Genomic DNA, 26,855 nt, shown 5'->3' with positions numbered 1-26,855 from the left:
GGAGTGATTACCGGAACAAGTGAAGTTGTGTTTGACTGTTCTTATTTTTCTATGAAGACTGGTCTTTTACAAAGAGTTTAAAGAACTAGGCTGTTTTAGTTTCAACTTTTGCTTCTTTTTCTTCATTAGCAAGGTCGGTTTCGCCTTTGCCTTTAGAAATCTTGATTACGTAAGCTGCAACACCTAGCGCACTAATCACACCAACGATAGTTGAGATTTGCATTGGTAGGCCGAAACCAAGTTGGCTGTTGTTCAGGATGAATGTGATACACACAGACGTCATGAAGATAGCAGGAACCGTCGTTACCCAGTGCAGTTTGTTGTGACGTAGTAGATAAGCAGAAGCTGTCCACAGCATCATTACCGCTGTTGATTGGTTAGCAAAACCGAAGTAGCGCCAGATGATACCGAAGTCTACTTGAGTCAGGATGCCGCCGATAACGAACAGTGGTAGAGCCATCAGTAGGCGGTTACGCAGTGTCTTCTGTTCCATGTTGAAGTATTCAGCAAGGATGAGACGGCTTGAGCGGAATGCTGTGTCACCAGATGTGATTGGTAGGATAACCACGCCTAGGAAAGCAAGGATACCGCCGAATACACCTAGTAGGCCAAATGAAGCGCTGTATACAACGTTACCTGGACCGCCGTTTGCTACCGCTTCAGATAGAGACTCAACTGAACCGAAGAACGATAGTGCAAGTGCACACCAGATAAGAGCGATGATGCCTTCACCAATCATTGCACCGTAGAATACGAAGCGACCGTTCTTCTCGTTTTCCATACAACGGGCCATCAGAGGTGACTGAGTTGCGTGGAAGCCAGAGATTGCACCACAAGCGATAGTGATGAATAGCGCAGGCCAAAGCGGTAGATCGTTAGGGTTCATGTTGGTGAACATGTCGCTGAGCTCAAAGCCACCCATGATTTGGTGCTCATCAGAGAAACCAATTGCGGTGATGAGACCTACCGACATGAAGATAAGCAGAGCACCGAACAGTGGGTAGAAGCGACCAATGATTTTATCGACAGGGACAATCGTTGCGATGATGTAGTAAGCAAAGATAACAACAACCATAGTCGTTGCAGACATCGCGAAATCAGTTTGGTCGTTCACTAGGTTAGTGATCATGCCTGCTGGGGCAGAAACGAATACCACACCAACTAGAAGCAGTAAAACAATGGCAAAGATATTCATAAAGTGTTTTGCGCCATTGCCTAGGTAACGTCCAGTGATGGTTGGAACCGAAGCACCACCATTACGGATAGATAACATACCTGAGAAGTAGTCGTGTACTGCACCTGCGAAGATACAACCTAGCACGATCCATAGCATTGCTGCTGGGCCGTATAGGGCACCCATGATAGGGCCGAAGATTGGACCTACACCTGCAATGTTAAGCAGTTGAACTAGGTAAACCTTTGGAGTCGACATTGGAACGTAGTCCACGCCATCTTGCTTAGTGTGAGCGGGTGTTTGGCGCTTTTCATTGATACCGAAAATCTTCTCGATAAAGGTACCGTAAAGAAAGTAGCCACCAATGAGTGCTGCGACACAGGTAAGAAACCACATCATAATTTGTTATCCCTGAATGTATTAATTAAGTCAGGGTGTATATTAGAGGAGTGTATGGAAAGAAACTTCCGCTACTGAAGTGAGTGGTCGAATAGCTAATTAAGTGGTGTTATAACCGGTTTAGTGGTTTGTTACCTTTGTTGAGTGGTGGGGGAGAAGTGTTGATAAGTATCGTGCTTCTGTTAAGTGGTCGATGGTGAGCATTAAATGGCGCGTAATAAAGATCAATGGTAGATAACAGAGATGAGTGGACATCAGCCCCCGTTCAGCGGAGAATTACCAACAGAGGCAAAGCTTCATTTAGAAGTGGCTAGGAAATATAAAGGATTGAAATGAAAAAGATAATAGCACTATTCGCCGTAGCATTTAGCCTTGCAGGATGCAGCGCCAATGTTCAAGATTTGGCGGCAGAAGGTAACTGGCAAGAGATTGGCTACCGTGATGGTATTAAAGGTAACACTCAGCGTTCCTATTCAGAAATGGCAGAGCTGGGTGCCGTTGACCAAGCAAGCTACAACGAAGGTTACCAAATCGGTGTGACTGAATATTGCAACCCGAACCACGCCTACCAGATTGGCTTATCAGGTCAGGTTTATGAAGGTGTTTGTTCTGGTACCGAAGATGCTCAGCGTTTCCGAATGGAGTGGCAACGTGGCTGGGATGAGTTCTCCAACGACCACTAATTTCGCTTGTGATTAGTCACACATCTTAAGCGGAATCATCAAGCTTAAATTGAAAAAAAACCAGTACCTTATACGTACTGGTTTTTTGTATCACGCTTTCATCAGTGTTGAAGGTTAATCTGACATTTACTGATTATTCTCGACCGCTTTTCTTAAAAGGCCGTTCTGCTGGTCCAGTTGAGCCTTAGCCGCTTGCAAATCAAGCCCGGTCAGAATCATCAAGATTGCAAGTTTTACGTCATAATCGGTAGTTTTAAGCGTCGACACTGCCAACGCTTTATCGCATTCGGTTGCTTGAATAACGATACGAGCCGCGCGGGCTACTAGCTTTTCGTTGGTTGCTTTTACGTCGACCATTAGGTTCTGGTAGCTCTTACCAATGCGAATCATGCTTGCGGTGGTCAGCATATTAAGGACTAGCTTTTGCGCTGTACCGGATTTTAGCCTTGTTGACCCTGTTAAGGCTTCGGGGCCAACCACAGGGCTTATCGCGATCTGAGCAATACCAGCAATTGGTGAATCAGGATTACAAGACAGAGCAACCGTCACCGCACCGATTTGATTGGCATAGTTGAGGGCACCAATCACGTAAGGTGTGCGCCCGCTTGCCGCAATACCAACCATAACATCCTTTTCTGAAAATTGAATCGCTTTCAGATCATCGACACCTAACGTCAGTGAATCTTCAGCTCCTTCTTTTGCTTTCAAAATAGCTTCTGGTCCGCCGGCGATAAGGCCGATAACCATTTTGTCAGAAACGCCAAATGTAGGTGGGCACTCTGATGCATCTAATACGCCCAATCGACCACTGGTGCCCGCACCCATGTAAATCAGTCGCCCCCCGTTTTGAAAGGCGTGAGCGATTTTATCAACGGCTTTAGCAATTTGTGGTAGCTCAGCTTCGATCGCCAGTGGGACTTGTTTGTCTTGTTGGTTAATCTTTTCGACCACTTCAAGTGAAGTGAGTAGATCAATATCCATAGTGTCAGGGTTTCTCCCCTCCGAAACGAGGTGCGAGAGCGCTGATATGAGAGCGTCGTTACTCATAATGATCCTTAAATGATGATTCTAAAATGGTTTAGTTAGCACTGTATAGAACGCCTAGAGAGGCAGCTCTGTTTGCACCAGTCACTTCTGGTAAATTACTCGGTAGTTGATGAATATGACGCTGAGCAAGCCAAGCAAAAGCAATGGCTTCCATATAGTCAGCGTCTACACCTTTGCTGGTGGTTGAGGCAACCTCCCAGCTTGGTAGAAGCTCAGACAGCCTCTTCATCAATAGCGGGTTTCTAACCCCACCACCACATACATACAATGCTGGTGCTTTGCCTAAGCGGTAAGCCTCGACTTCATCGGCTATCGTCAAAGCCGTGTATTCGCAAAGCGTACGTTGGACATCTTGTGCTGAGATGTCATTACATTCTGTTAATTTTTGCTCTAACCAAGACAGATTGAATAGCTCTCTACCTGTACTTTTCGGTGGTGTTAGAGATAAATAAGACTCTTCCAGTAGTTGTTTTAATAAGGCTCGATTGACCTGACCTTGAAGTGCGAACTGAGCGTCGCGGTCAAATTTTTCACCTGTGTGCTTGTCTACCCAAGCGTCCATCAACATATTGCCAGGGCCAGTATCATAACCAAGTGTTGGTTGATTGGGGCGCAGTACTGAAATATTCGATATGCCACCAATGTTCAGCACCACAACTGAGCTCTGTTGCGGCTGAAAAATAGTATGGTGAAAAGCGGGGACCAGCGGTGCACCTTGTCCACCAAGCGCCATGTCTTTACGTCTAAAATCAGCGACGGTTTGAATCTCGGTTTTAGCGGCAATAACGTTGGCATCGCCTAACTGCATGGTAAAGGGAGAGTCGCCTGTTGGTTGGTGGAATACCGTTTGACCATGATTGCCAATTGCAGTGACAGCGGATGCTGGAGTCTCTGACTTGGCGAGAAGCTGTAGAACGGCATCAGCAAATAGGTGGCCAAGTTGGTGGTCGAGCTCACCAATGGCAATCAAGTCAGTTTTCTGACCAATACATATATCCAGCAAGCGTGTTTTCAGTTGCTTTGGCATTGGAAACTCATCATGAGCAAGCAGTGTGATCCGGTTGTCTTCTATCGACACCAGTGCCGTATCAACGCCGTCCATGCTCGTGCCTGACATCACGCCGATATACAGTTCTTTATGTTTTAACTCTACGCAATTGCACTGCATTTCTAAAGTCTTCCACAGATTGGTTTAAAAACATTGTAAAGCAAATTTAAAGAGAATAATCTCGGGAAGTTTATGAAATTAGGTTAAATAAGGGATAAATATGGGACCGTTGTGGGTTGATGTTGCAGGCTACGAACTGACTGCGGAAGACAAAGAAATTTTAGAGCACCCAACCGTTGGTGGTCTCATTTTATTTGCTAGAAACTACCACGATAGCAAGCAGCTATCGGCACTGAACAAAGAGATTCGCAAAGCGGCTAAGCGTCCTATTTTAATTGGTGTTGACCAAGAAGGTGGACGAGTACAGCGTTTCCGTGATGGTTTTTCTATTATCCCAGCCGCTCAAGAGTTCGCGACTCACAACAATGGTGAACAATTAGCAGAACAAGCTGGTTGGTTGATGGCGGCGGAGCTGATTGCTCACGATATCGATCTCAGTTTTGCACCAGTATTAGATAAAGGACATCAATGTAAGGCGATTGGTAACCGAGCATTTGGTGAAGATGTCGATACCATCGTTCGCCACAGTAGTGCATTCATCAAAGGCATGAAGTCGGTTGGTATGGCGACAACTGGAAAGCACTTCCCTGGTCATGGTGGTGTGATAGCCGATTCGCACCTTGAAACCCCTTACGACCCTCGAGACGATATCTTTGAAACTGATATGGCGATTTTTAAGGCGCAAATTGAAGCGGGAATATTAGATGCGATGATGCCTGCGCACGTGGTTTTCTCTCATTACGATGACCAACCAGCAAGTGGCTCTCAATATTGGTTACAGAAAGTATTGAGACAAAAACTGGGCTTTAAAGGCCTGATCTTCTCTGATGATTTAACGATGGAAGGCGCCGCGATCATGGGCGGACCTGCCGACAGAGCAAAAGCAGCTTTGAATGCGGGCTGTGACATGGTGTTAATGTGTAATAAACGAGATGCACAAATTGAGGCTCTTGATCACTTGGCGATTAAAGAGGTGACTTTAGCCAACTCATTGCTTAAAAAACACAGCTTTGATTTGCCGACTCTTCACTCTGATGCTCGATGGAAAGGGGCTTCTGAGCAGATTAAGCGAATGCTAAACGATGAGTGATAAATAAACACTCTATAAATTTAAAGAAGGCGATATGAGAAATATCGCCTTTTTTGTTTGTATTCACTGTGGTTTAAGCCAGTAATCTAATCAAAACGACTTAAAATTTAGGTGTAAATTAAAATTTACACCACATGTTTTTTATTGTTTACGCTTGCAATCGTCTTTGTAGCTGTTATTGTGTTTTTAAAGGTTGTTAACCCAAATGGAAATGTTGGGTGTAAAGGTAAATATACAGGTTGAGTTATGCAGAAAAGTGAATTAAGCAATGTCAATATTATCGACGAACAGGTACTGATTACTCCTGAGGAGCTAAAAGCAAAACTGCCTTTGAGTGATAATGCTCGTCGTTTCATTCAAGAGTCTCGTCAAACTATCGCAAACATCATCCATAAGAAAGATCACCGCATGCTGGTTGTATGTGGCCCGTGTTCTATTCATGATGTTGAAGCGGCAAAAGAGTACGCGAAACGCCTAAAAGCTTTATCTGAGCAACTAAGCGATCAACTGTATATTGTTATGCGTGTTTATTTTGAAAAGCCACGTACTACAGTGGGTTGGAAAGGTTTAATCAACGACCCTCATCTAGACGGTACTTTCGACATTGAGCATGGCTTGCATGTAGGTCGTGAACTACTGGTTGAACTTGCTGAGATGGAAATTCCACTGGCAACAGAAGCTCTAGACCCAATCAGCCCGCAATACCTAGCAGATACATTCAGCTGGGCGGCGATCGGCGCACGTACAACGGAATCACAAACTCACCGTGAAATGGCAAGTGGTCTTTCAATGCCAATCGGCTTTAAGAATGGTACAGATGGCAACTTAGGTACAGCAATCAATGCGATGCAGGCAGCTTCTTCTAGCCACCGTTTCATGGGTATCAGCCGTGAAGGTCAAGTTGCACTATTAACGACTCAAGGTAACCCAAACGGTCATGTTATTTTACGTGGCGGTAAGCAAACGAACTACGATTCAGTATCGGTACACGAATGTGAGCAAGAGCTTGGTAAATCAAGTTTAGAAGCTGCACTGATGGTTGACTGTAGCCATGCTAACTCTCGCAAAGATTTCCGCCGCCAACCTCTGGTTGCTGAAGATGTGATTCACCAAATTCGTGAAGGTAACAAGTCGATCATCGGCCTTATGATTGAAAGCCATATCAACGAGGGAAACCAATCTTCTGATATACCTCTTAATGAGATGAAATACGGCGTTTCAATTACCGACGCGTGTATCAATTGGGACACAACTGAGGCACTATTGAAACATGCACATACGGAACTCGTCCCGTTCTTAGAGAACCGTTTGAAAGGTTAGTCAGAGTTTAAAAGTTAAGTGCCTCATCTAATGGGGCATTTTAAGATCTGTTGCTAACGAAATCGGCGTTGGTACGGGCTTATAGATTAGTAAGGAATAAAATGGCCGTTGAACTGAACGAATTACGCGACCAAATTGATGCTGTCGATAAACAAATGCTGGATTTACTGGCTCAGCGACTTGCTCTTGTTGAGAAAGTTGGTGAAGTGAAAAGTGAACATGGATTACCTATTTATGTGCCGGAGCGTGAAGCGGCAATGTTGGCGTCTCGTCGTCAAGAAGCAGAAAAAATAGGGGTCCCACCACAGCTCATCGAAGATATTTTGCGTCGAACTATGCGTGAATCTTATGCCAGCGAAAAAGACTCTGGTTTTAAGCGTCTCAACCCAGAATTACGTTCAGTGGTTATCGTTGGTGGTAATGGTCAGCTGGGTGGCTTATTTGGCCGCATGTTTAAGCTTTCTGGCTATGAAGTGAAAGTCCTTGGTAGCCAAGATTGGGATAGAGCCGATGAAATCCTAGATAACGCTGGTCTTGTGGTTGTAACCGTTCCAATTCACTTAACAGAAGGTGTGATTGCGAAACTTGGTAATCTGCCAAGTGATTGTATTCTATGTGATTTAACATCGATAAAATCAAAACCGTTGCAAGCAATGATGAACATGCACCAAGGTCCTGTTGTTGGTCTACACCCTATGTTTGGACCTGATGTACCAAGCCTAGCGAAGCAGGTAATTGTTTACAGTGATGGGCGTGGCTCTGAAAGCTACCAATGGCTACTGGAACAATTTAGTATCTGGGGCGCAAGCTTATGCCAGATGGATGCTGCTGAGCACGACCACGGCATGACTCTGATTCAAGCACTTCGCCACTTTACTTCTTTTGCTTACGGACTACACCTAAGCAAAGAGAACCCGAACATTGACCAGCTTCTGAAGCTTAGCTCTCCAATCTACCGTCTAGAGATTGCGATGGTTGGTCGTCTGTTTGCTCAAGATCCGAACTTGTACGGTGACATCATTCTCTCTTCAGATGAGAACATCGAGATGATTCGACGCTTCCACCGTTGTTTTGGTGAAGCACTCGAGATTTTAGATGGAAAAGATAAAGCCAAGTTCGTTGAGAGTTTTAACCAGGTGAGTGACTGGTTTGGTGACTACTCACAGCAATTCTTGCAAGAGAGTCAAAGCCTGTTAAAACAAGCACATGACTCGATTCATCGTGGCTAGTCGCGGTTTAAAAATATAAAAAAAGAGCGACCATTTGGACGCTCTTTTTGTTTGTGTTGAATGTTCGTAATGCATTTGTCCTATGGTAGGCGAAATGCTTTTGGATCATCGTGAGGCAAACGAATACGCCCTAGTTAGTTGCAATGGGCACTTTGTTATTCTCGCTCGAGGCTCGGCTATCTTCGCTGGATACCGTATCGATCGTTGAACTGATGTAAGGCACGTTAGTTAGGTTGATCTGCAAGCGAACCACGTTATCTATCAGTTGCACCAGTGGGCCCCATTTCACCTTTTTCTCTTTTTCAAACAGGTAATTGAAGTTCTCTGGAGTCCAATCCATCAAGTATTGAGGGTTCAATGAGCGACCAAGGAAGCGTACTTCATAATGCAGATGTGGCCCAGTTGAGTTACCTGAGTTACCACAGCTCGCGATCACATCACCTTTACTGACAAACTGACCGCTGCGAACTTTGAATTTTTGTAGATGCGCGTAAGAGCTCATGAAGCCAAATGAATGGCGCATGGTGAGAAAGTTACCGAAGCCTTTCTTACTTGGGCGAACCGTTTCAATCACACCGTCCGCTGGTGCTAAGATATCTTCACCGCGCTTACAGGTTAAATCGATGCCAGTATGGTTGTGGCGTTTGCCGGTAATTGGGTTAGTACGGCGACCGTAGGAAGACGAGATACGTTGATAAGCCATCGGGCTATCATTAGGAATTAAGCGGAACATGGTCGCTCTTACCGCTGAATCGACGGCGGCAGCATCAATACGGTCTTCTAGTGAAACCTCATCGGCGTGTAACTCTTCATCAGCCAGGCCAAGAACGGACTCCACATCAAATACACGCTTACCGAGTAGCTGAATCGTACCTTCTTTCTCAGTTAATGCTTGAGATAGGTTATGGTTGGTTTCAACCTGTTCCGCGTATAAAAACTCGGTCTGCTCTTTTTCAACAATCAGAGTTTCAATTAACTCTTGTGCATCACCGGCTTGTGCAGCCAGCTTGTTTTTACTCTCAAGGTGCATGTAGGTCGCACCACCAATCAACATTGGTACTGAGAGCAGGGAGGTCATGCATAAGAGTACGGCTTTTCGACCGAAGTAAAACGTCTGCTCCCCTTGGCTTGAGGGAATAGTAATGGACACTTTTTTAGACATGGTTCTGTATTAACTAAATGCTTCTAATAGAAAAAGGGTAATGGAGACATTATTCCTCGCCTAAGTCGGTAAGGTTTCAATGTCTCTATAAAGCAGTTCATCGTCACCAACGTTAAGCTCAACAAGGCGCTTAAGATGGCTGGTACTATCAATATCTAAATGCTCTGTGCGTAAACGCATTGAGGTATTGATGGTAGAGACTATCGTTGCTTCAGACTGAATATTGATATCGCTGTTGGCCAACTTAAAGCTGACGTGAACAGGGCTATCTTGGCTGAATAGTTGTAATTCATCGCATTGAATGAGTAAACCATGGAGAGACAAGTCTTGCACTAAGCCTGATTCGTTTATGTGTTCTTGTGAGATTTCAGTCGGAACTCGATAAACAACTCGTGAGAATTGACGTCTTTCAATAATGAGTATTCTCTCTATATCGATACGTAATACGTAAGCCAGATATATCAAAGGCCGCTATTATCGCGGCCTTTGTTCAGAATACAAGCTTATTTATTTAGCAATACGTTTGTACTTGATGCGGTGTGGTTCTGCCGCTTGTGCGCCCAGAGTCTTCTTCAGCCACTCTGTGTACTCAGTATAGTTACCTTCGTAGAAGTTAACTTGACCTTCATCACGGTAGTCTAAGATATGTGTCGCAATACGGTCTAGGAACCAACGGTCGTGCGAGATAACCATTGCACAACCAGGGAACTCAAGTAGTGCTTCTTCAAGAGCACGTAGCGTTTCAACGTCTAGGTCGTTGGTCGGCTCATCGAGTAGCAGTACGTTACCGCCCGCTTTTAGTAGCTTAGCTAGGTGAACACGGTTACGTTCACCACCAGAAAGCTCACCGATGATCTTCTGTTGGTCGTTGCCTTTGAAGTTGAAACGAGAGCAGTATGCACGAGCTGGGATTTCGAAGTTGTTGATCTTAATGATATCAGCGCCTTCAGAGATCTCTTGGAATACTGTCTTAGTGTCGTCCATGCTGTCACGGAACTGGTCAACAGAAGCAAGTTTAACTGTTTCGCCCAGTTCAACCGTACCTGAGTCTGGTTGTTCTGCGCCGCTTAGCATCTTGAATAGTGTTGATTTACCCGCACCGTTGGCACCTACGATACCCACGATAGCACCCTTAGGCATGCTGAATGATAGATCATCGATAAGAACGCGGTCACCGTATGACTTAGTTAGGTTCTTAACTTCAAGAACTTTGTCACCTAGGCGCTCACCTGGCGGGATGAACAGTTCGTTGGTTTCGTTACGCTTCTGGTATTGGCCAGTCGTCAGTTCTTCAAAACGAGCCATACGAGCTTTAGATTTAGCTTGACGACCTTTAGGGTTTTGACGAACCCACTCAAGTTCTTTCTCGATGGTCTTTTGACGTGCGCTTTCGCCAGCTTTCTCTTGCTTAAGACGCTCATCTTTTTGCTCTAGCCAAGACGTGTAGTTACCTTGCCATGGAATACCTTCACCACGGTCAAGTTCTAGAATCCAACCAGCAGCGTTATCTAGGAAGTAACGGTCGTGGGTAATCGCCACAACAGTACCGCTGTAGTCCACTAGGAAGTGCTCAAGCCATGCAACTGACTCTGCATCTAGGTGGTTTGTTGGTTCGTCAAGAAGCAGCATGTCTGGCTTCTCTAGAAGTAGACGACAGATAGCAACACGACGACGCTCACCACCAGAAAGGTGTTCAATCTTAGCATCCCATTCAGGAAGACGAAGTGCGTCAGCCGCGCGCTCTAGAGCAGCTTCTAGGTTGTGGCCGTCTTTTGCTTGGATAAGCGCTTCTAGTTCGCCTTGCTCTTTTGCTAGTGCATCGAAATCTGCATCTGGTTCAGCATAAGCCGCGTAAACTGCGTCGATACGTTTCAGTGCGTCAGCAACATCAGAAACCGCTTCTTCTACGATTTCACGAACCGTTTTTGATTCGTCTAGTACTGGCTCTTGAGGTAGGTAACCTACGTTCAGGCCTTGTTGTGCACGAGCTTCGCCATCGATATCAGTATCAATACCAGCCATGATACGTAGTAGGGTAGATTTACCTGAACCATTTAGACCCAAAACACCGATTTTAGCGCCAGGAAAAAAGCTAAGAGAAATGTCTTTAAGAATTTGACGCTTAGGTGGAACAGTTTTGCTCACCCGAGACATGGTATATACGTATTCAGCCATTGCCGATCGATCCTAATTATTGTTCAAAATTGTTAGCTATTTTATACCAATATCCCTAAAGATGTTACTCCTAGGAAAGAAAAGCTATTCTTGAACGAATCCTTACTTACTATTGTCACATTGGTTATTAAAACTATATTTAATATGCTTCTTAGATGAAGTGTTAAATGTTAATAGCATTTACACTCAATTCCTTTACATTTTATGTAATGTCGGGCGTAAATAGATTTCACGTATTCATATACGCACTAAGGAAAGAGCGAATGTTTTTCCGAATTGGTAATACGAAGGTTGCTGTGGCTGCATCGGCAATTTTGTCTTCATTTTCACTAGCTCCTATGGCTGTGGCTAGCAATGCCTCAGAGCTAGAAATGCAGCGTGATGTTTATGATAGAGCGCAAGAGGTTTTAGACAACCGTGATCTAAAAGCTTATTCAGCACTGCGCAGCAAAATTCAAACATACCCTCTCACGCCTTACACCGATTATCGTGCTTTTCTTATCGGTCTTGGTGATCGCACTCCAGCTGAAGTGGATGCGTTTATTGAAGAGAACAAAGCGCTGCCATTTTCTAGTCGTATGCGAGCGCCATATTTAGATGTGCTGGCTTCTAGAAAACAGTGGCAAAACATCCTTGAGTTTCAGACCAAAGAGCCAGTGGGTGAAAAGTACCGATGTATCTATTACCGAGCGAACTATGAGCAAGGTAATCAAGAACTGGCTTTTAAAGGGGCGAAACAACTTTGGTTGAGCGGCGATGGTGTTGATGACGCTTGCGACCCGCTATTTAAGAGTTGGGATCAAGCTGGCTTAAGAACCGATGAGCTGATTTTAGAACGTATGCTGTTAGCGTTTGACGGGCGTAACGGTAAGCTGATGACCTATCTGATCAAGCAATTGGATCATGATGAGTCAATTGCTCAAGCTAAGCAAATGAAGGCGTTATACAACAAGCCTGAAAACGTGCTCACATTCGCTAAGAAGCATCCAGCCAATGAGTTTTATCAAGCTCAAACGGAGTTTGCTTTTGAGAAGCTCGCGAGAAAATCGGCTAGCAGTGCTCAAGAAGTATTCGATGAGGTCATCAAGGCTCAGAAGTTTTCTGAAGAGAAATCTCAAGAGCTCGCTGATTACCTGACTTTCCGTTTGATCAATACCGACTCTAAAGAGTTGATGGAGTGGCGAGACGAGATGTTGGCGAGTTCGTCGAAACAAGTCTTACTCGAACGTCGTGCCCGTTTGGCTATTCAGCATGCCGATTGGACTGGATTGAAAGAGTGGATTGCCCGCCTAGACGACAAGCACCAAGCGTCATTGCGTTGGCAATACTGGTTAGGCAGGGCTGAAATAGCAACAGGTGATACTGGAAAGGGTAACCAACGTCTGTCTGATATTTTAGGTCAGCGTAATTTCTACAGTATTGCGGCGGCAAAGCAGTTAGGTAAACCGATTCAATATCCAACCTCTACGTTGAAATACAACCCAGAAACAGTGAAGCCTTTTAGTACTTCTCTGACTCGTATCGATGAACTCATCACTCGCGATAAAATTGCCGCAGCCAAAAGTGAATGGCGCTGGCTACTGACCAATGCAGATAAAGAGCAAAAAGAGATGCTGGCCGCTTACGCTGCGACACAGCGTTGGAATCACTTCACTGTCATTGCCAGTATTTCAGCGAAAATGTGGGATAACATTGCATTGCGTTTCCCGGTCGCCCATAAGTGGTGGTTTAACTTCTACGCAGAGAAGCATGATATTGACCCAATCACCTTGATGTCTCTAGCAAGACAAGAGAGTGCGATGGATTCTGAAGCTCGTTCTCCAGTTGGTGCACGTGGTGTTATGCAAATTATGCCAAAGACTGCGCAATACACGGCGAACAAGCACAGGATTAAGTACAAGAGTAGCGATGATCTTTACGATGTCGGCAAGAATATCGAAATTGGTAGCCACTACCTAGATGGCTTGCTCTCTCAATATGACAACAACCGTATCTTTGCTTTTGCTGCCTACAATGCTGGCCCGAGCCGCGTGAAACAGTGGCGTTCTCGCAGTGATCAAAAACTCGATGCCTTCGCTTTCATTGAGATGATTCCATTCAAAGAGACACGCGGTTACGTTCAGAATATTTTAATGTTTGAGACTTACTATCGAGACATCTTGGGTGAGCAGGGTGAGTTTTTGGCTCCCCATGAGGTGAAAACTAAATACTAGATGGCGATAAGGCCTGAAACTGAGTGAAAATCGAAGGCAGTGAGTGCAAACCATTTCCGCTTACTGCCTTTTTACATTGGATCACATCCAGTATTTCGGTATAAAGTGGTAAACGCTTTCAATCGATAAGCGACTCTTTAAAGTCTGAATTAAAAGTAAGTGTAGAGATATGGCATCACAACCTGAATATGATAACTGGCAACAACTCATGGATTTAGTTAAGACAGCGGTTGAGAAAGATCAGCATGAACTGTTGTTGACCATGATGATGACGCCCGATGAGCGAGATGCTCTGGTTGCTCGAATTAATATTTTTTGTGAGCTAATGAAAGGTGAAATGTCTCAAAGACAAGTAAGCCAAATGCTGGGAGTCGGCGTAGCAACCATCACCAGAGGCTCTAACGAACTCAAGGCAAAATCAGAACAAGAGAAAGCGGTTATTGCTGATTTGCTGCTTAAGTAATGATGGGTTTACGCTATCACTGAATAGCGAGAGTGCGAATTGAAAAAACGCTAACTGATGGTTAGCGTTTTTTTAGTTTCTAGAGCTTACAATCGAGCCGCTATATAGCTTAAGAAGTCTCAATTGGCTAAGCTGAGAAATGTTCAGGATTTACAAATGGGATCAGCGCTAAGATTAACGCTTGGTGATAGACCGAGCTACGTGAAAGCTGGTTATGTGTCAGTAAACCAATTGCTCCACCTTTTTGTTTGATATTGTCTGTACCAAACACTTCATCCATCACATCCCCAAGTTCGTTAGCGTGTTGTAGCTTTTCAAGAACGGCTGGTGGCAGCATCAGGCTTGCCGAGCGAGATTCTCCACGTTGACCATTTGATTCAATGACCATCCAAGCAAAGGTAACCCCGCCTTCGATTCCCGCTTCTAACCCGACATAGAAATCCGCATTAGGTTGCTGTTGTGTCGCATTGTGCACACGGTTCACTGCACCTTGATAGGTCTCATCATTACTCATGGGCTGATCGGCAACACCACTTGGCACACTTACACCCGTGAACTCAAATTCGGTGTTGGGAAACGCAGAGACAAAGGCACTTTTGACAGCATTGATCTTAGCGGGATTTAGCGAGGCGATGATGACAGATTTCATGTGTTCGATTCTTATAGTCGTTTGATTCAGTTGGTACGTGTTAATCGTTCTGTTGCTGCTTAAATTGCTGTTGGTGTTCTTGATACCAGTCACTCAGCTCATTGAGAGGCATAGGCTTACCAAAGTAGAAACCTTGCAGCATGTCGCAATGTGCGTCTTGTAGCCATTGGTGCATCTCTTTGGTTTCGATACCTTCAGCAGTCACGGTTTTACCTTGCGCGTGACACAGTCCGATCACGGGTTTAACTATGTTCTGATTATCTGTTTCGATCAAGGCTTCCAAGAAACCTTTATCCAATTTGATTTTTTGCGTCGGGTACTCAACCAATTGAGTTATGGATGTGTAGCCCGAACCAAAATCATCAATAGCTAATCGGTAGCCCATTCGAGCGAGTTCGTTGAGTAGCGGAAAGCCATGTGAATTTGAATAGAAGGTCTCTGTGATTTCAAAATCAATCAAGCTTGGTGGAATGCCATTAATCTTGGCATTTTGCTCAATGAAATCTGCGAGGTGCGTAGTCTCTATCCCAGCCGAAGATAGGTTGATGGACAGCTGAATTGAGTGATCAAATTGAGCCTGAAGCTGATGGAAAGAAGCAAAGGCATTCTCGATAACCCAGCGATCGACGAGTTCGAACAGCCCTGTTTGCTCAGCAATTGGAATAAACTCATTGGGAGCAACTGTACCAAGCTGTTCTGACTCCCAGCGTAGCAGCACTTCAACCCCTATCACTTGGTTTCCTGCAGCATCCATATATGGCATGTAAACGAGTTTAAACTCTTCATCAAAGTTTTGATCTCTCAGAGCTCGCTCAATATTGGCTTGACGTTGAATTGTTTTATCCAAGTCTAACGAGTAATCCGCGAACTGATTCTTACCAGCATGTTTCGCTTGGTACATGGCGGTATCAGCGTTTGAGAGTAGTTTCTCGATGGTATACCCATCATTTGGATAGGTCGCGATACCAATACTCACTGTGATTGGAAAGCTTCCTGAGTCGGTGATAAACCCTTTTTGTAGCGGAGCAAGTAACTTTTCAGAGAGCTCATGCGCAATATTATCGGCATTCGCTGTGGCATTGATATAGACAACGAATTCATCGCCCGACAAGCGCGCAGGCATGCAGTGAGTGTTGTCTCTTTCTTGATATTCACCACAGAGTTTTGTGATTCGCTCAGCAAAGGAGACGAGAATCGAGTCCCCAATTTGGTGTCCGTATTTGTCGTTCACAAACTTGAAGTTGTCTAAGTCGAGATAGAGCACCCAGGTATTGGTTTTCGAATCAGGATCTGGCAGAGATTGCTGAACAAACGACTGAAATTGCAGTCGGTTGGGGATCTGGGTCAGTTGGTCATTTTCTGCCAACACTTTGGTTTGTTGGTAGGTGTTATCGAGCTCTTGATACATGTCGTAAAAGCGTTGTGATAAGCGACCTAATTCATCATTAGTACCTAAGCGCTCAATGTTTTTTCTTTGCTTTTTTTCGACCTGTTGCAGCTGCTTATCCAAGCGCGTGATTGGATTAATCACACAGCGGGATAAAAGCATGAGCAATAAGCCCACACTGATAAAGGCAGACAGAGCAAACGACAAGCTGATCTCATTCCAGATGGATTTGAGTTTGTTGTCCAACAAAAATTGAGCCGGGTCGAGGGTAGCGTAAAGTTCAGGCCCCAGCTTCACAGACTGAGTTAAACTATGCCCAAGAGTTATCGGTTCATCGGTAAAGAAAAGACTGGTTTGGTAGTCAAACTCTATCTGTTTTCGCAGTGAGTTAAACTTATCGAGAGAGACCGAAACGACTAGAAAAAATACATCATCGGTCTGTTCGCTTATCGGGGCCGAAACGCTCTTTTTATCAAGTGCTTCATAGTGAACAAGCATCCCTTCGCCCTGCGAGTTTTGGATGTAGTCAGTACCCGAAGTTGCTCGTTTTTCTTGATATTGATGTTCAACGAACTCTAAGACTTTAGGATCCATCTCTGCAAAGGGATCTCGGCTATTGTCGGCGTAATAGCTGACAGATCGATCACTGTCTAGCAGAGCGAGTCCGGTAAAGCTGTCGTCGCCATCTTGCAATAACTTCACGGTTTCGTGCAGGTCATCGATGAGTGCGAGTTCTTGGCTAGGGTTCTCATCAGCCAAAAAGAAGCGTTTAATCATGTCACTTTTAGTGAGCGCGTAAGAATAGCTATTAAGAAAAGAGCGTGACTGGCGAAAGTGCCCGGCCAGTTTTCCCATACTTAATTGCAGAGCATTATCTTCGCGTTTGATGAAACTGTTTTTTTGAGTCGAGTAGATGATATAGCTGGAAGCCGCAGTACTTATCAGTATTACGGGTGCAATCAGAAGTAATATTTTCGTACTTAGCTTCATGGCTATTCACAACATAGTTTATAAATTTGAGCGAGTAAGTTTATGTTACTTGGAGTGAGCTCGCTATTAATTACACGTTGTATGGTGCTTTCCTGTGAAGGCGGTAAGGTTTTGTCTTTATTGATGAAATAGCTACTAATGGGTTTTCTATTAGAGATGCGTAGGGCCACTTAGAGGGGAGGTTGTGTAGAGTGATAAATCAGTTTCAAGTATTTGGCCTACCATAGGCCAAATACTTATGTTAGCTGAAAGCGTTATTCGTTTTCGGCTATGACAGCTTAACCTGAGTCGCTTTGATGTTTTCGCTTGGGTAGCAACCAAGGACTTTTAAGTGGCGAGTAATGGCCGTCAACTCGGTGATCGCTTGCTGCATATTATCCGAGTCTAGGTGTGCTTCTAAGTCTACATAGAACATCTCTTCCCAAGGGTTACCCATAATCGGACGAGACTCTAGCTTAGTCATGTTGATACCTAAGCGTTGCAGAATCAGTAGCGTCTCTACTAATGAACCAGCCTCTTGTGAAGTCGACATAATTAGTGTCGTCTTTGCTGGGATTTGCGTTGATACTTCAACTGGCTTGCGTGCTACCACGATGAAACGCGTGTGGTTCTCTGTTTGATTTGCAATGTTACCTTGGATTGGCTGAAGCCCGTAAAGCTTACCGCTCGATGCATTACCAATCGCTGCGACATCATCACCGTCCAGATCTTTTACCTTTTTCATTGCGTCAGCTGTGCTGGCACAAGACTTAAGGGTGACATCTTTAAGACGGCTCAAGAACTCGCTGCATTGCTGATGAGGTTGTGGATGCGAATAGAGGGTTTTGATGTCTTCTAAACGGATATCATTCTTAGCAACTAGGCAGTGCTCAATGGGTTGAGATAGTTCACCTACAATATAAAGCGTCGTATGTTGAAGCAGGTCGTATACTTCGTTAATAGAACCTGAGCTGGTGTTCTCAATCGGCAATACACCGTAATCTGCATGTCCAGACTCTACTGTTGAGGCAACCTCTTTGAAATGGCTACAGTTTAGCTCAATCAACTCCATATTCTTTCGGCTGAAGTATTCGCGGCTTGCAAGGTGCGAGTAAGAGCCTTTAGAACCCAAGAATGCCACGCGAGCCATAGGCTTACGGCTTTGTGGATTTGCGAGGTTTTGTAAGTATGACTGTTGTAGTAGAACTGAATCTTCAATGATGGTGTGAAACAGCTTAGTAATGTACTGAGCATCCAATTCGTATTTGTCTTTACCGTTGTTAATCAGCTTAACTAACAGTTGTTGTTCTCTTACTGCATCACGAACTGGCTTTGATGTCTCTACCTTGCTTTTAGCAACTTCGATGCTTAGCTTGCGACGTTCTGAAAGCAGCTTCAGAAGTTCGTCATCTAAATCATTAAGACGAAGGCGGATATCATCCAGTGAAATTGAGCGGTCAGTCATAAATGTGTCCTTATAAAAAAGCCTCCCTAGATTGGGAGGCTTCTTGTTCGTTTTTGACTTGTTTTTCTAAAACGACTTAGCCTCCGATTTACGGAAGAAAAAAGAAGTCAAAAATAAACAAAGATTGAGTTTGCATAAAAAGTGGTTGTTTTATGAATGTTTAAACACAATAAGCAAGCGAGCTACGAGCGTCAAGCAAAAAAATAGCGCCCTGAGGCGCTATTTTTTAATCTGTTACCTTTCCTTATTCTACTTCAGCTTCCAGCTCTTCGATTTCAGGCTTTTCAGCGCGGCGCGCTTCTGGTTTATGTCGTAGCTTGTTGAGTTGACGCTCTAGTTTTTGTTCTACTTCGTTGATAGCAACGTAGAGATCGTCATGGATTGATGAAGCTACAAGCTGTCCTTTTGGTACAGTGATTACCGCTTCAAATTTCTTCTTTTTATTTGGTTCTTCACTAAAGCTCGCTTGGCAACCAATGATGTCTACTTGCCATTTATCTAGCTTTTTAAATTTGCTTTCTATGTGCTCACGGATTGCAGAGGTAATGTCGATATTTTTACCAGTAATATTCATTTTCATAGAAGTTTTCCTCTGTTGTATCCCTCATGGGTTAACTTCAGATTACGACTTTTGAGAATTCATAATGTGATCTAGATCTTATTTTGATTGGGTGGAATGAGCATTAAAATCAAATGTGATCTTACGCAAGTCTTGATATCTTTTTGGTGGAAAATGCTTGTTTTGCTTATGAAAAAAGATAAATTGGAGGCAAGGCTTCGCTAAAAATTAAATCAGTTTTTAGGGGCGTCTTACAGCTTACAGAAAGTGTTTGATGGATATTTATCCAAAAGTATTTTGTGATGTAGAACACATGACACACATCGCTAGGTAAGCTTCCTCAGAATTAGATACACTATAGCCATACAACTTAGCTTATGCGTTTTTTGTGCTTTTAGCTTTACTCCATGTCTTTTCTTGTCTGACTTAAGTTTAAAGTCGTTCTAATCATTCGTTTTTAGTAATCTCGTTGTACCGTTATCTCTAATCGCATTGATTGCTTCTAGCTGCTTGTAAATGACGAAGTAACGATTGATGTTGGAAACGTAGGTGACTGGCTCTTTACTGACGTATTTACGTGTAATGATCTCTACGTTTTTAAACCAGATGTTCGGGTCGTAACCTTTCTTTTTCGCAAGGCTTCTCATCTTTCTGATCTTAGCAGGGCCCGCGTTATAGGAGGCTAGAGTAAAGTAAAGTTGGTTATCTGGGGTAATGGCCGGGTCATCAAAATATCTATCTTTAATGAAGCGCATGTACTTTACGCCAGCATGAATGTTGTTATCGACGATATGGATATTCTTTATGTTGACGTTTTTGTCTCTCGCGGTGCTAGGTAGAACCTGCATTACTCCGATAGCACCTCGGTGGGAGACTCTGCTCTGATCCAGGCCAGACTCTTGGAAGCCTTGTGCAGACATCATCAAAGGATCGAATTCATACTTACTCGAATACTTTTCAAAAACATCCGACAGTTTAGCAACGCGATCGACTTTGTTCGGGTTGAGCGCCCGACCTAACCATCGAGTATTATCGATGTATTTCTTATAGATAACGTTTCCAAGCAGGGTACCTGTTCGAGCTGTCTTGACGTATTTGTTTATCTCTTTCTTTAGCTGAGGGCTCTCTTTTCTTAATGCCCATGCTATTTGACCATTCTCACGCAAAGGTAAGTCGTGATGGACTTGAATGTTTTCCATCACATCGATCCAGAGTTTCGCTTTGTGGTTGTCCAAGATCGTACCTTCTATATAGCCTTGGTTGACGAGCTCGATCAGTTCGTAATCTTGCAGTGACTCTTCGATGAAGTGGACATGTAGCGGTGGTAAATCCAACTCGTTAAGTTCTTTATTGACTCTTTGTACGCTTTCGAAGTAACTGGAGCTTGCTCGAATCCATACTTCTTTGCCACTGAGTTGTTTTATCTCGGTGATCGGCTCTGAATTCTTGCCTGTGATAACGAGCTCTTTACCGTCTTTAATCATAGGCTCTGAAAAGTCGATCACCTTTAATCGCTTATCAGTGACGGTGAGATTTGCAACAGCAACATCGCCATAGCCTGACTGTAGAGAGGGGAGTAGGTTGTCCCGCTGTACAGGAATAATTTGAACATTTAGGTAAGGGTGTTTCTTGTGAAGACTTTTTTCGAAATGGTAAATCATCTCGGCAACAATGCCTTTGGGCTTGCCGTCTTCTATGTAGTAGAAGCCTAGGTCCGCAGAGACGAGTACTCTCACTGTACCTTTGGTTTTGAGTACATCGAGGTCGCCCATGTAAGGTTTATTGCTTAATGGTGAGAGTTCTAATGCTTGGGAAAATTGGCTAAATAGCACGATCCCAATAAATAATAATAACCTACTCACACCGACACTCCATGTTGATGTTTTGTCAAAAGTTATCCATTAAAGGTACTTTGTATTGTGTAATTTATCAAATTTGTGGGATGGGTTTAAAAAAGCGCGCTAGTAAATTAGCGCGCTTTTTTAGTTATGAACGGTATGGTTGGCTAGGGTAGTGGATTGAGCTCAATCAAGACTTCTGTTCTTTGAACCGCATCCTCAAGGCCAAGCTGCTTGTAGGCCTCTAGCTGGATTTTTAAAGACTTACGCGCTGCGATGGTATCTGGATAAGTCTTTTGCAGTTCTTGCGTTCTATTGATTGCTGCGATCCAAGCTTCACGACGCAGATAGAAATCTGCCGTTGCTAGGTCGTAATTTGCCAAACGGTTTTTAAGTGCGAACATGCGTTTTTGTGCATCTTCTGCGTAAGGGCTTGCTGGGAAGCGCTCTAGTAGTCTTTTGAAATCAGCAAAAGCAAGCTTTACTGGCTCAGGATCTCGGTCGCTACGGTCGATATTAAAAATATCGTGCATAAAGTTTCTGTCTTGTGCCATGTGCGTTAGGCCGCGCATGTAAAGAACCCAGTCTTGTTTTTCGTGAGTTGGGTTTAAACGCGAGAAACGTGAAATGGTCGCTAGGCCAAGCGCTAGGTCATCATTTTTGTAGTAAGCGTAAATAAGGTCTAGCTGTACTTGTTCAGAATAGGCGCCGAAAGGGTAACGAGAGTCTAGGGCTTCTAGCTTTTCAATGGCAGAAAGCCAGCTACCACTTTGCAGCGATTCTTGCGCCTCAGAGTAGAGAACCGATGGCGGTACATCTGGCACTATCTCTTCGGTACTTGAACAACCAGCCAAGAGTGATACGGCTAATAGACCCGCTAAAGTAAGGTGTTTCATGTCAGGCGTCGATTCCTTGAATTAAATATTTCGTAAGCTTCCGTTACTTTCTAACCAGTAACAGATACAATGATGCAATTATTCTATTTTATCCATACTAATGGGTATTAGTCTCACGGTTTTTAAAAAAGTTCGATATGGCTCAGCAGATCACATTAACAGACACAGTAAAAAGCAGCCAGTTAGGTCAACGTTTAGACCAAGCTGTCGCTGAACTATTTACCGATTTTTCCCGCTCTCGTATTAAAGAGTGGCTTCTTGACGGCAAAATCCAAGTGGATGGCGAAGTTATTACTAAGCCACGCGTTAAGGTTATGGGCGGAGAAGAGATCATCTTACAAGCTGAACTTGAAGATGAAGAGCGCTGGGAAGCACAAGACATTCCTCTAGACATTGTCTTTGAAGATGAACATCTATTGGTTATTAACAAGCCGCGTGATTTTGTTGTTCACCCAGGAGCTGGTACGCCGGATGGAACCGTGCTAAACGCGTTGCTGTACCACTACCCACAAATCGCTGAAGTACCTCGTGCAGGTATTGTTCACCGTTTAGATAAAGACACAACAGGTCTTATGGTTGTTGCTAAAACAGTACCAGCACAGACTCGCCTCGTACGTGCATTGGCTAAGCGTCGTATTACTCGTGAATACGAAGCGATTGCAATCGGCAAAATGACCGCTGGTGGCATGGTAGAAAAAGGCATTAGCCGCCACGCAACCAAGCGTACTTTGATGGCTGTGAATGAAACGGGTAAGCCAGCGGTAACTCACTACCGTGTTGCTGAGCACTTCCGTGAACATACACGTATTCGTCTACGCCTAGAAACGGGTCGAACTCACCAAATCCGTGTACACATGTCTTACCTTCAGCATCCACTGCTAGGTGATATTGCATATGGCGGTCGTGCACGTATTCCCAAAGGCGCATCAGAAGAACTAACGAAGATGATTCGTGCTTTTGATCGTCAAGCACTACACGCGGTTATGCTTAAATTTGTTCACCCAATCACGGGCGAAGAAGTTGAGTTCCATGCACCTGTGCCAAATGACATGGTTGTGATGGCTGAAGCACTTCGTGTTGATGCTCGCGATAACCTAGAAGAAGACATTTAATTATGTCGATGATCATCCCTAACTGGAACGCACCAAGTAACGTGAAGGCTTTTGCTTCGACGCGTGTTGGTGGTTTTTCTGCTGATGCATATCAAGGGCTAAACCTCGGTATGCATGTTGGGGATGATGCTTCACTGGTTGAACGTAACCGAATATGGCTTACGCAACACGCTAGTATGCCTGCGGCACCGGTATGGCTAAACCAAACACACTCGACTGATGTGATTACGGTTTTAGAGCCAACATCTAACGCTCTCGACGCTGATGGTGCATTTACTACAGCGACTGGGGTTGTGTGTTCAGCGATGACTGCAGATTGTTTACCAGTGATCCTCACTGATACTAAAGGTACTCAAGTTGCCGCAGTTCATGCTGGATGGCGAGGTCTTGCTAGTGGTATTCTTGAAAATGCAGTCGCAAAATTTTCTAATCTCAGCTCTGACAACCAGATCATTGCTTGGCTAGGCCCTGCGATTGGCAAACAAGCCTTTGAGGTTGGTGATGATGTGTTAGAAGCTTTCGTTAGTTTCGACCCTCAAGCCAAGCTTGCATTCAAAGCGAAAACTGAACCGGGCAAATGGTTGGCGAACATGTCTCAGCTTGCTACACAACGACTTGCTAAAGTGGGTGTTTCGCAAGTGACGGATTCGAACCTTTGTACTTTTGCCGATTCTGATGCTTTCTATTCTTATCGTCGAGATGGCGTTACTGGCCGTCAGGCTACCTTTATTTGGTTAGAGTAACGTTTAGTAAGTGTCCGCTTTTATCCAGTGAAATTATATTTTTATATAAACTCTATTCTTCATTCCTATCCCTTGAAAAGCCGCGTTACCGTATCCATCTTCTAACCATAAGATAAACATATCTAAGAGTAGGAAGGTTGGCATGCGTCTCGATCGATTCACTAGTAAATTTCAAATTGCGATATCTGATGCTCAGTCGCTCGCATTAGGTCGTGATCACCAATATATAGAGCCTGTACACCTAATGGTGTCGCTATTAAATCAAGATGGTAGTGCGATTCGTCCATTGCTTACCATGTTGAATATTGATGTGGTTCAGCTGCGTTCAAAGCTAAGCGAAATATTAGACCGTGTACCGAAAGTAAGTGGTATCGGTGGCGATGTTCAACTGTCGAATGCAATGGGTACTCTGTTCAACCTATGTGACAAGGTCGCACAAAAGCGCCAAGACACATACATTTCTTCGGAAGTCTTCCTACTTGCCTCAATTGAAGATAAAGGTCCTTTAGGTAACCTGCTTAAAGAGCTAGGTCTAACTGAGCAAAAATTATCTCAAGCTATCGAGCAGGTTCGTGGCGGTCAAAAAGTTGATGACCCAAATGCCGAAGACCGACGCCAAGCGTTAGAGAAGTTCACCATCGATCTGACTGAAAGAGCGGAGCAAGGCAAGCTCGACCCTGTTATCGGTCGAGATGACGAAATCCGTCGTACCATCCAAGTACTTCAGCGTCGTACTAAGAACAACCCAGTCATTATCGGTGAACCTGGTGTAGGTAAGACAGCTATCGTTGAAGGCCTAGCTCAGCGCATTATTAACAATGAAGTTCCGGAAGGTTTAAGAGGCCGACGCGTATTGTCATTAGACATGGGCGCTTTGGTGGCTGGCGCTAAATACCGTGGTGAGTTTGAAGAGCGTTTGAAGTCAGTTCTCAATGAATTGTCTAAAGAAGAGGGCAATATCATTCTCTTTATCGATGAAATTCATACCATGGTCGGCGCCGGTAAAGGTGAAGGCTCTATGGATGCGGGTAACATGCTGAAACCAGCATTGGCTCGTGGTGAACTTCACTGCGTTGGCGCAACGACCCTTGATGAATACCGTCAATATATAGAGAAAGACCCAGCGTTAGAGCGCCGTTTCCAAAAAGTGCTTGTTGATGAACCAACGGTTGAAGACACGGTAGCGATTCTTCGTGGTTTGAAAGAACGTTATGAACTTCACCACCATGTAGAAATTACCGATCCTGCCATTGTCGCTGCGGCAACGTTATCTCATCGATATGTTTCTGACCGACAACTACCAGATAAAGCGATTGACTTGATCGATGAAGCTGCATCGAGTATCCGTATGCAGATTGATTCAAAACCTGAATCTCTGGATAAACTCGAGCGTAAGATCATTCAACTTAAGATCGAGCAGCAAGCGTTGACCAACGAAAACGATGAAGCCAGTGAAAAGCGTCTTCGCACCTTACAAACGGAGCTCTCAGATAAAGAGCGTGACTTTGCTGAACTCGAAGAAGTGTGGAACGCAGAGAAAGCAGCATTGTCTGGCACGCAGCATATCAAATCAGAGCTAGAACAAGCTCGTATGGATATGGATTTTGCAAGACGTGCAGGTGATCTAAATCGAATGTCTGAACTGCAATATGGTCGTATCCCAGAGTTGGAGAAACAACTAGACCTTGCGACTCAAGCTGAAATGCAAGAGATGACCTTACTACGTAATAAGGTTACTGATGCAGAAATTGCCGATGTTCTATCTAAGCAAACGGGGATTCCGGTTTCCAAAATGTTAGAAGCGGAAAAAGAGAAGCTTCTAAAGATGGAAGCTGTTCTGCATAAGCGCGTTATCGGCCAAGGCGAAGCGGTAGAAGTGGTATCGAATGCGATTCGTCGTAGCCGTGCTGGTTTATCGGATCCGAATAAGCCAATTGGTTCTTTCCTGTTCCTTGGTCCTACAGGGGTAGGTAAAACGGAGCTTTGTAAAACGCTCGCTAACTTCATGTTTGATAGTGACGATGCAATGGTACGTATCGACATGTCTGAATTTATGGAGAAGCACTCTGTTGCTCGTTTAGTTGGCGCACCTCCGGGTTATGTTGGTTACGAAGAAGGTGGATACTTAACTGAAGCAGTGCGTCGTAAACCATATTCAGTAATCTTGTTAGATGAAATTGAGAAAGCGCACCCAGATGTTTTCAACATTTTACTTCAGGTACTTGATGACGGGCGCCTAACCGACGGGCAAGGTCGTACAGTCGACTTCAGAAATACGGTCGTGATCATGACATCGAACTTGGGCTCTTCAAGAATCCAAGAAAACTTCAATACGCTTGATTACCAAGGTATCAAAAATGAAGTGATGGAAGTGGTCGGTAAACATTTCCGACCAGAGTTTTTGAATCGTGTTGATGAAAGCGTGGTATTCCATCCTCTAGGTCAAGAGCACATTCAATCAATTGCTTCTATTCAGCTTCAACATTTGAGCAAGCGAATGGAGGAGAATGGATATGAACTTGAGGTATCAGAAAAAGCGCTGAAGCTAATTTCTCAAGTTGGCTTTGATCCAGTATATGGAGCAAGACCTCTGAAACGAGCCATCCAACAAAGTGTCGAGAACCCATTAGCGAAAGCGATACTTGCCGGAAAAATTAACCCGGACAAAAAAGTACAACTATTAGTTAATAACGACAGAGTTATTGCTCATCAGTAATTAGGGCAGAAACAATAGGTACGATTCGCTAAACTTAGGCCAAATCGTACCTATTTCGAACGCTTTGTATAAATACTATTCGAACAGTCGCCAGTGGCGGCTTTTTTTCGCTTTAAGCCTTGTGCACAAGATTATTCTCTCTATAATGCGCCTCCGTTGTCAGGGGAAACCAAGTGGTTTGAACCCAGCAGCAAAACGGCAAATAAACAATTAAAATGTTTAAAAAATTAGCAGGAAAAAGTGTTTGACACTCAATCCCAATTCGCTAGAATAGCCGTCCACTTCGAGAGGTCCATAAGTAAATAGAATACCTAAGAAGTTAAGCTCTTTAACAATTTAAACCTATCAATCTGTGTGGGCACTCGTTGATGAATATAAAAAATTGATTCTTAGGAATC

At 44.1% G+C, this 26,855-nt stretch carries 21 protein-coding genes and 1 other annotated feature; of the genes, 9 read left to right on the top strand and 12 right to left on the bottom strand.

The features are described from left to right. Positions 1-85 precede the first annotated feature (85 nt). Positions 86-1,573, bottom strand: a complete 1,488-nt coding sequence (locus ACTRWI_RS17360) for a carbon starvation CstA family protein (protein ID WP_499133061.1) — start codon at positions 1,571-1,573, stop codon at positions 86-88. Between the two features lie 332 nt (positions 1,574-1,905). Here ACTRWI_RS17360 and ACTRWI_RS17355 point away from each other — a divergent pair, with 332 nt between their 5' ends. After that, positions 1,906-2,256, top strand: a complete 351-nt coding sequence (locus tag ACTRWI_RS17355; RefSeq protein ID WP_102424021.1) for a DUF2799 domain-containing protein — start codon at positions 1,906-1,908, stop codon at positions 2,254-2,256. A 126-nt stretch (positions 2,257-2,382) separates the two neighbouring features. Here ACTRWI_RS17355 and murQ read toward each other — a convergent pair whose 3' ends face one another. Both murQ and ACTRWI_RS17345 read right to left on the bottom strand, forming a co-directional pair. Continuing rightward, on the bottom strand, positions 2,383-3,303 hold the full coding sequence (gene murQ, locus ACTRWI_RS17350; RefSeq protein WP_499133060.1) for an N-acetylmuramic acid 6-phosphate etherase: 921 nt from the start codon (positions 3,301-3,303) through the stop codon (positions 2,383-2,385). 31 nt (positions 3,304-3,334) lie between these two features. Further along, positions 3,335-4,471: an anhydro-N-acetylmuramic acid kinase gene (locus tag ACTRWI_RS17345; RefSeq protein WP_499133059.1), complete on the bottom strand. Its 1,137-nt coding sequence runs from the start codon at positions 4,469-4,471 to the stop codon at positions 3,335-3,337. 100 nt (positions 4,472-4,571) lie between these two features. Between ACTRWI_RS17345 and nagZ the strand changes: the two genes are divergently transcribed. The 3 genes from nagZ to tyrA all read left to right on the top strand — a co-directional run bounded on the left by nagZ (position 4,572) and on the right by tyrA (position 8,110). Beyond that, positions 4,572-5,561, top strand: coding sequence for a beta-N-acetylhexosaminidase (gene nagZ / locus ACTRWI_RS17340; protein WP_499133058.1), 990 nt, complete (start codon positions 4,572-4,574; stop codon positions 5,559-5,561). Between the two features lie 246 nt (positions 5,562-5,807). Next, entirely contained in the window at positions 5,808-6,881 is a 1,074-nt protein-coding gene (locus tag ACTRWI_RS17335; RefSeq protein ID WP_499133057.1) for a 3-deoxy-7-phosphoheptulonate synthase, read from the top strand. Positions 6,882-6,982: 101 nt separating this feature from the next. After that, positions 6,983-8,110, top strand: coding sequence for a bifunctional chorismate mutase/prephenate dehydrogenase (tyrA, locus tag ACTRWI_RS17330; protein ID WP_499133056.1), 1,128 nt, complete (start codon positions 6,983-6,985; stop codon positions 8,108-8,110). Between the two features lie 130 nt (positions 8,111-8,240). Here tyrA and ACTRWI_RS17325 read toward each other — a convergent pair whose 3' ends face one another. The 3 genes from ACTRWI_RS17325 to ettA are packed head-to-tail and all read right to left on the bottom strand — an operon-like array spanning position 8,241 to position 11,447. Beyond that, entirely contained in the window at positions 8,241-9,272 is a 1,032-nt protein-coding gene (locus ACTRWI_RS17325; protein ID WP_499133055.1) for a M23 family metallopeptidase, read from the bottom strand. Between the two features lie 60 nt (positions 9,273-9,332). Continuing rightward, positions 9,333-9,737, bottom strand: a complete 405-nt coding sequence (locus tag ACTRWI_RS17320; protein ID WP_499133054.1) for a PilZ domain-containing protein — start codon at positions 9,735-9,737, stop codon at positions 9,333-9,335. 42 nt (positions 9,738-9,779) lie between these two features. Continuing rightward, positions 9,780-11,447 carry an energy-dependent translational throttle protein EttA gene (ettA, locus tag ACTRWI_RS17315; RefSeq protein ID WP_004739497.1) on the bottom strand — a complete coding sequence of 556 codons (1,668 nt, stop codon included), beginning with the start codon at positions 11,445-11,447 and terminating at the stop codon, positions 9,780-9,782. 263 nt (positions 11,448-11,710) lie between these two features. Here ettA and sltY point away from each other — a divergent pair, with 263 nt between their 5' ends. After that, entirely contained in the window at positions 11,711-13,660 is a 1,950-nt protein-coding gene (gene sltY, locus ACTRWI_RS17310) for a murein transglycosylase (protein ID WP_499133053.1), read from the top strand. A gap of 169 nt (positions 13,661-13,829) precedes the next feature. Further along, positions 13,830-14,123 carry a trp operon repressor gene (gene trpR, locus ACTRWI_RS17305; protein ID WP_004739494.1) on the top strand — a complete coding sequence of 98 codons (294 nt, stop codon included), beginning with the start codon at positions 13,830-13,832 and terminating at the stop codon, positions 14,121-14,123. 127 nt (positions 14,124-14,250) lie between these two features. On the opposite strand, the gene yjjX is transcribed toward trpR, so the two are convergent. The 6 genes from yjjX to ACTRWI_RS17275 all read right to left on the bottom strand — a co-directional run bounded on the left by yjjX (position 14,251) and on the right by ACTRWI_RS17275 (position 21,886). Next, positions 14,251-14,772, bottom strand: a complete 522-nt coding sequence (gene yjjX / locus ACTRWI_RS17300; RefSeq protein WP_004739492.1) for an inosine/xanthosine triphosphatase — start codon at positions 14,770-14,772, stop codon at positions 14,251-14,253. A 40-nt stretch (positions 14,773-14,812) separates the two neighbouring features. Continuing rightward, positions 14,813-17,149, bottom strand: coding sequence for a putative bifunctional diguanylate cyclase/phosphodiesterase (locus ACTRWI_RS17295; RefSeq protein ID WP_499133052.1), 2,337 nt, complete (start codon positions 17,147-17,149; stop codon positions 14,813-14,815). A 268-nt stretch (positions 17,150-17,417) separates the two neighbouring features. After that, entirely contained in the window at positions 17,418-18,593 is a 1,176-nt protein-coding gene (gene pheA, locus ACTRWI_RS17290; RefSeq protein WP_499133051.1) for a prephenate dehydratase, read from the bottom strand. Between the two features lie 12 nt (positions 18,594-18,605). Continuing rightward, positions 18,606-18,727, bottom strand: a sequence feature (Phe leader region). Between the two features lie 110 nt (positions 18,728-18,837). Next, positions 18,838-19,173 carry a ribosome hibernation-promoting factor, HPF/YfiA family gene (gene hpf / locus ACTRWI_RS17285; protein ID WP_499133050.1) on the bottom strand — a complete coding sequence of 112 codons (336 nt, stop codon included), beginning with the start codon at positions 19,171-19,173 and terminating at the stop codon, positions 18,838-18,840. A 422-nt stretch (positions 19,174-19,595) separates the two neighbouring features. Further along, positions 19,596-21,014, bottom strand: coding sequence for an MltF family protein (locus ACTRWI_RS17280; protein ID WP_499133049.1), 1,419 nt, complete (start codon positions 21,012-21,014; stop codon positions 19,596-19,598). A gap of 143 nt (positions 21,015-21,157) precedes the next feature. Further along, positions 21,158-21,886, bottom strand: coding sequence for an outer membrane protein assembly factor BamD (locus tag ACTRWI_RS17275; protein ID WP_499133048.1), 729 nt, complete (start codon positions 21,884-21,886; stop codon positions 21,158-21,160). A gap of 137 nt (positions 21,887-22,023) precedes the next feature. Here ACTRWI_RS17275 and rluD point away from each other — a divergent pair, with 137 nt between their 5' ends. From rluD to clpB, 3 genes are all read left to right on the top strand, one after another. Further along, entirely contained in the window at positions 22,024-22,998 is a 975-nt protein-coding gene (rluD, locus tag ACTRWI_RS17270) for a 23S rRNA pseudouridine(1911/1915/1917) synthase RluD (protein ID WP_499133047.1), read from the top strand. Positions 22,999-23,000: 2 nt separating this feature from the next. After that, complete coding sequence (gene pgeF, locus ACTRWI_RS17265) at positions 23,001-23,741, top strand: peptidoglycan editing factor PgeF (protein WP_499133046.1); 741 nt, start codon at positions 23,001-23,003, stop codon at positions 23,739-23,741. A 142-nt stretch (positions 23,742-23,883) separates the two neighbouring features. After that, positions 23,884-26,457 carry an ATP-dependent chaperone ClpB gene (clpB, locus tag ACTRWI_RS17260; RefSeq protein WP_499133045.1) on the top strand — a complete coding sequence of 858 codons (2,574 nt, stop codon included), beginning with the start codon at positions 23,884-23,886 and terminating at the stop codon, positions 26,455-26,457. Positions 26,458-26,855 lie beyond the last annotated feature (398 nt).

Source organism: Pseudoalteromonas sp. G5_S1_14_S5 (genome assembly GCF_054968605.1).
The sequence above is the reverse complement of the archived record's forward strand: the minus strand, read 5'-3'. Positions and strand labels throughout refer to the sequence as shown.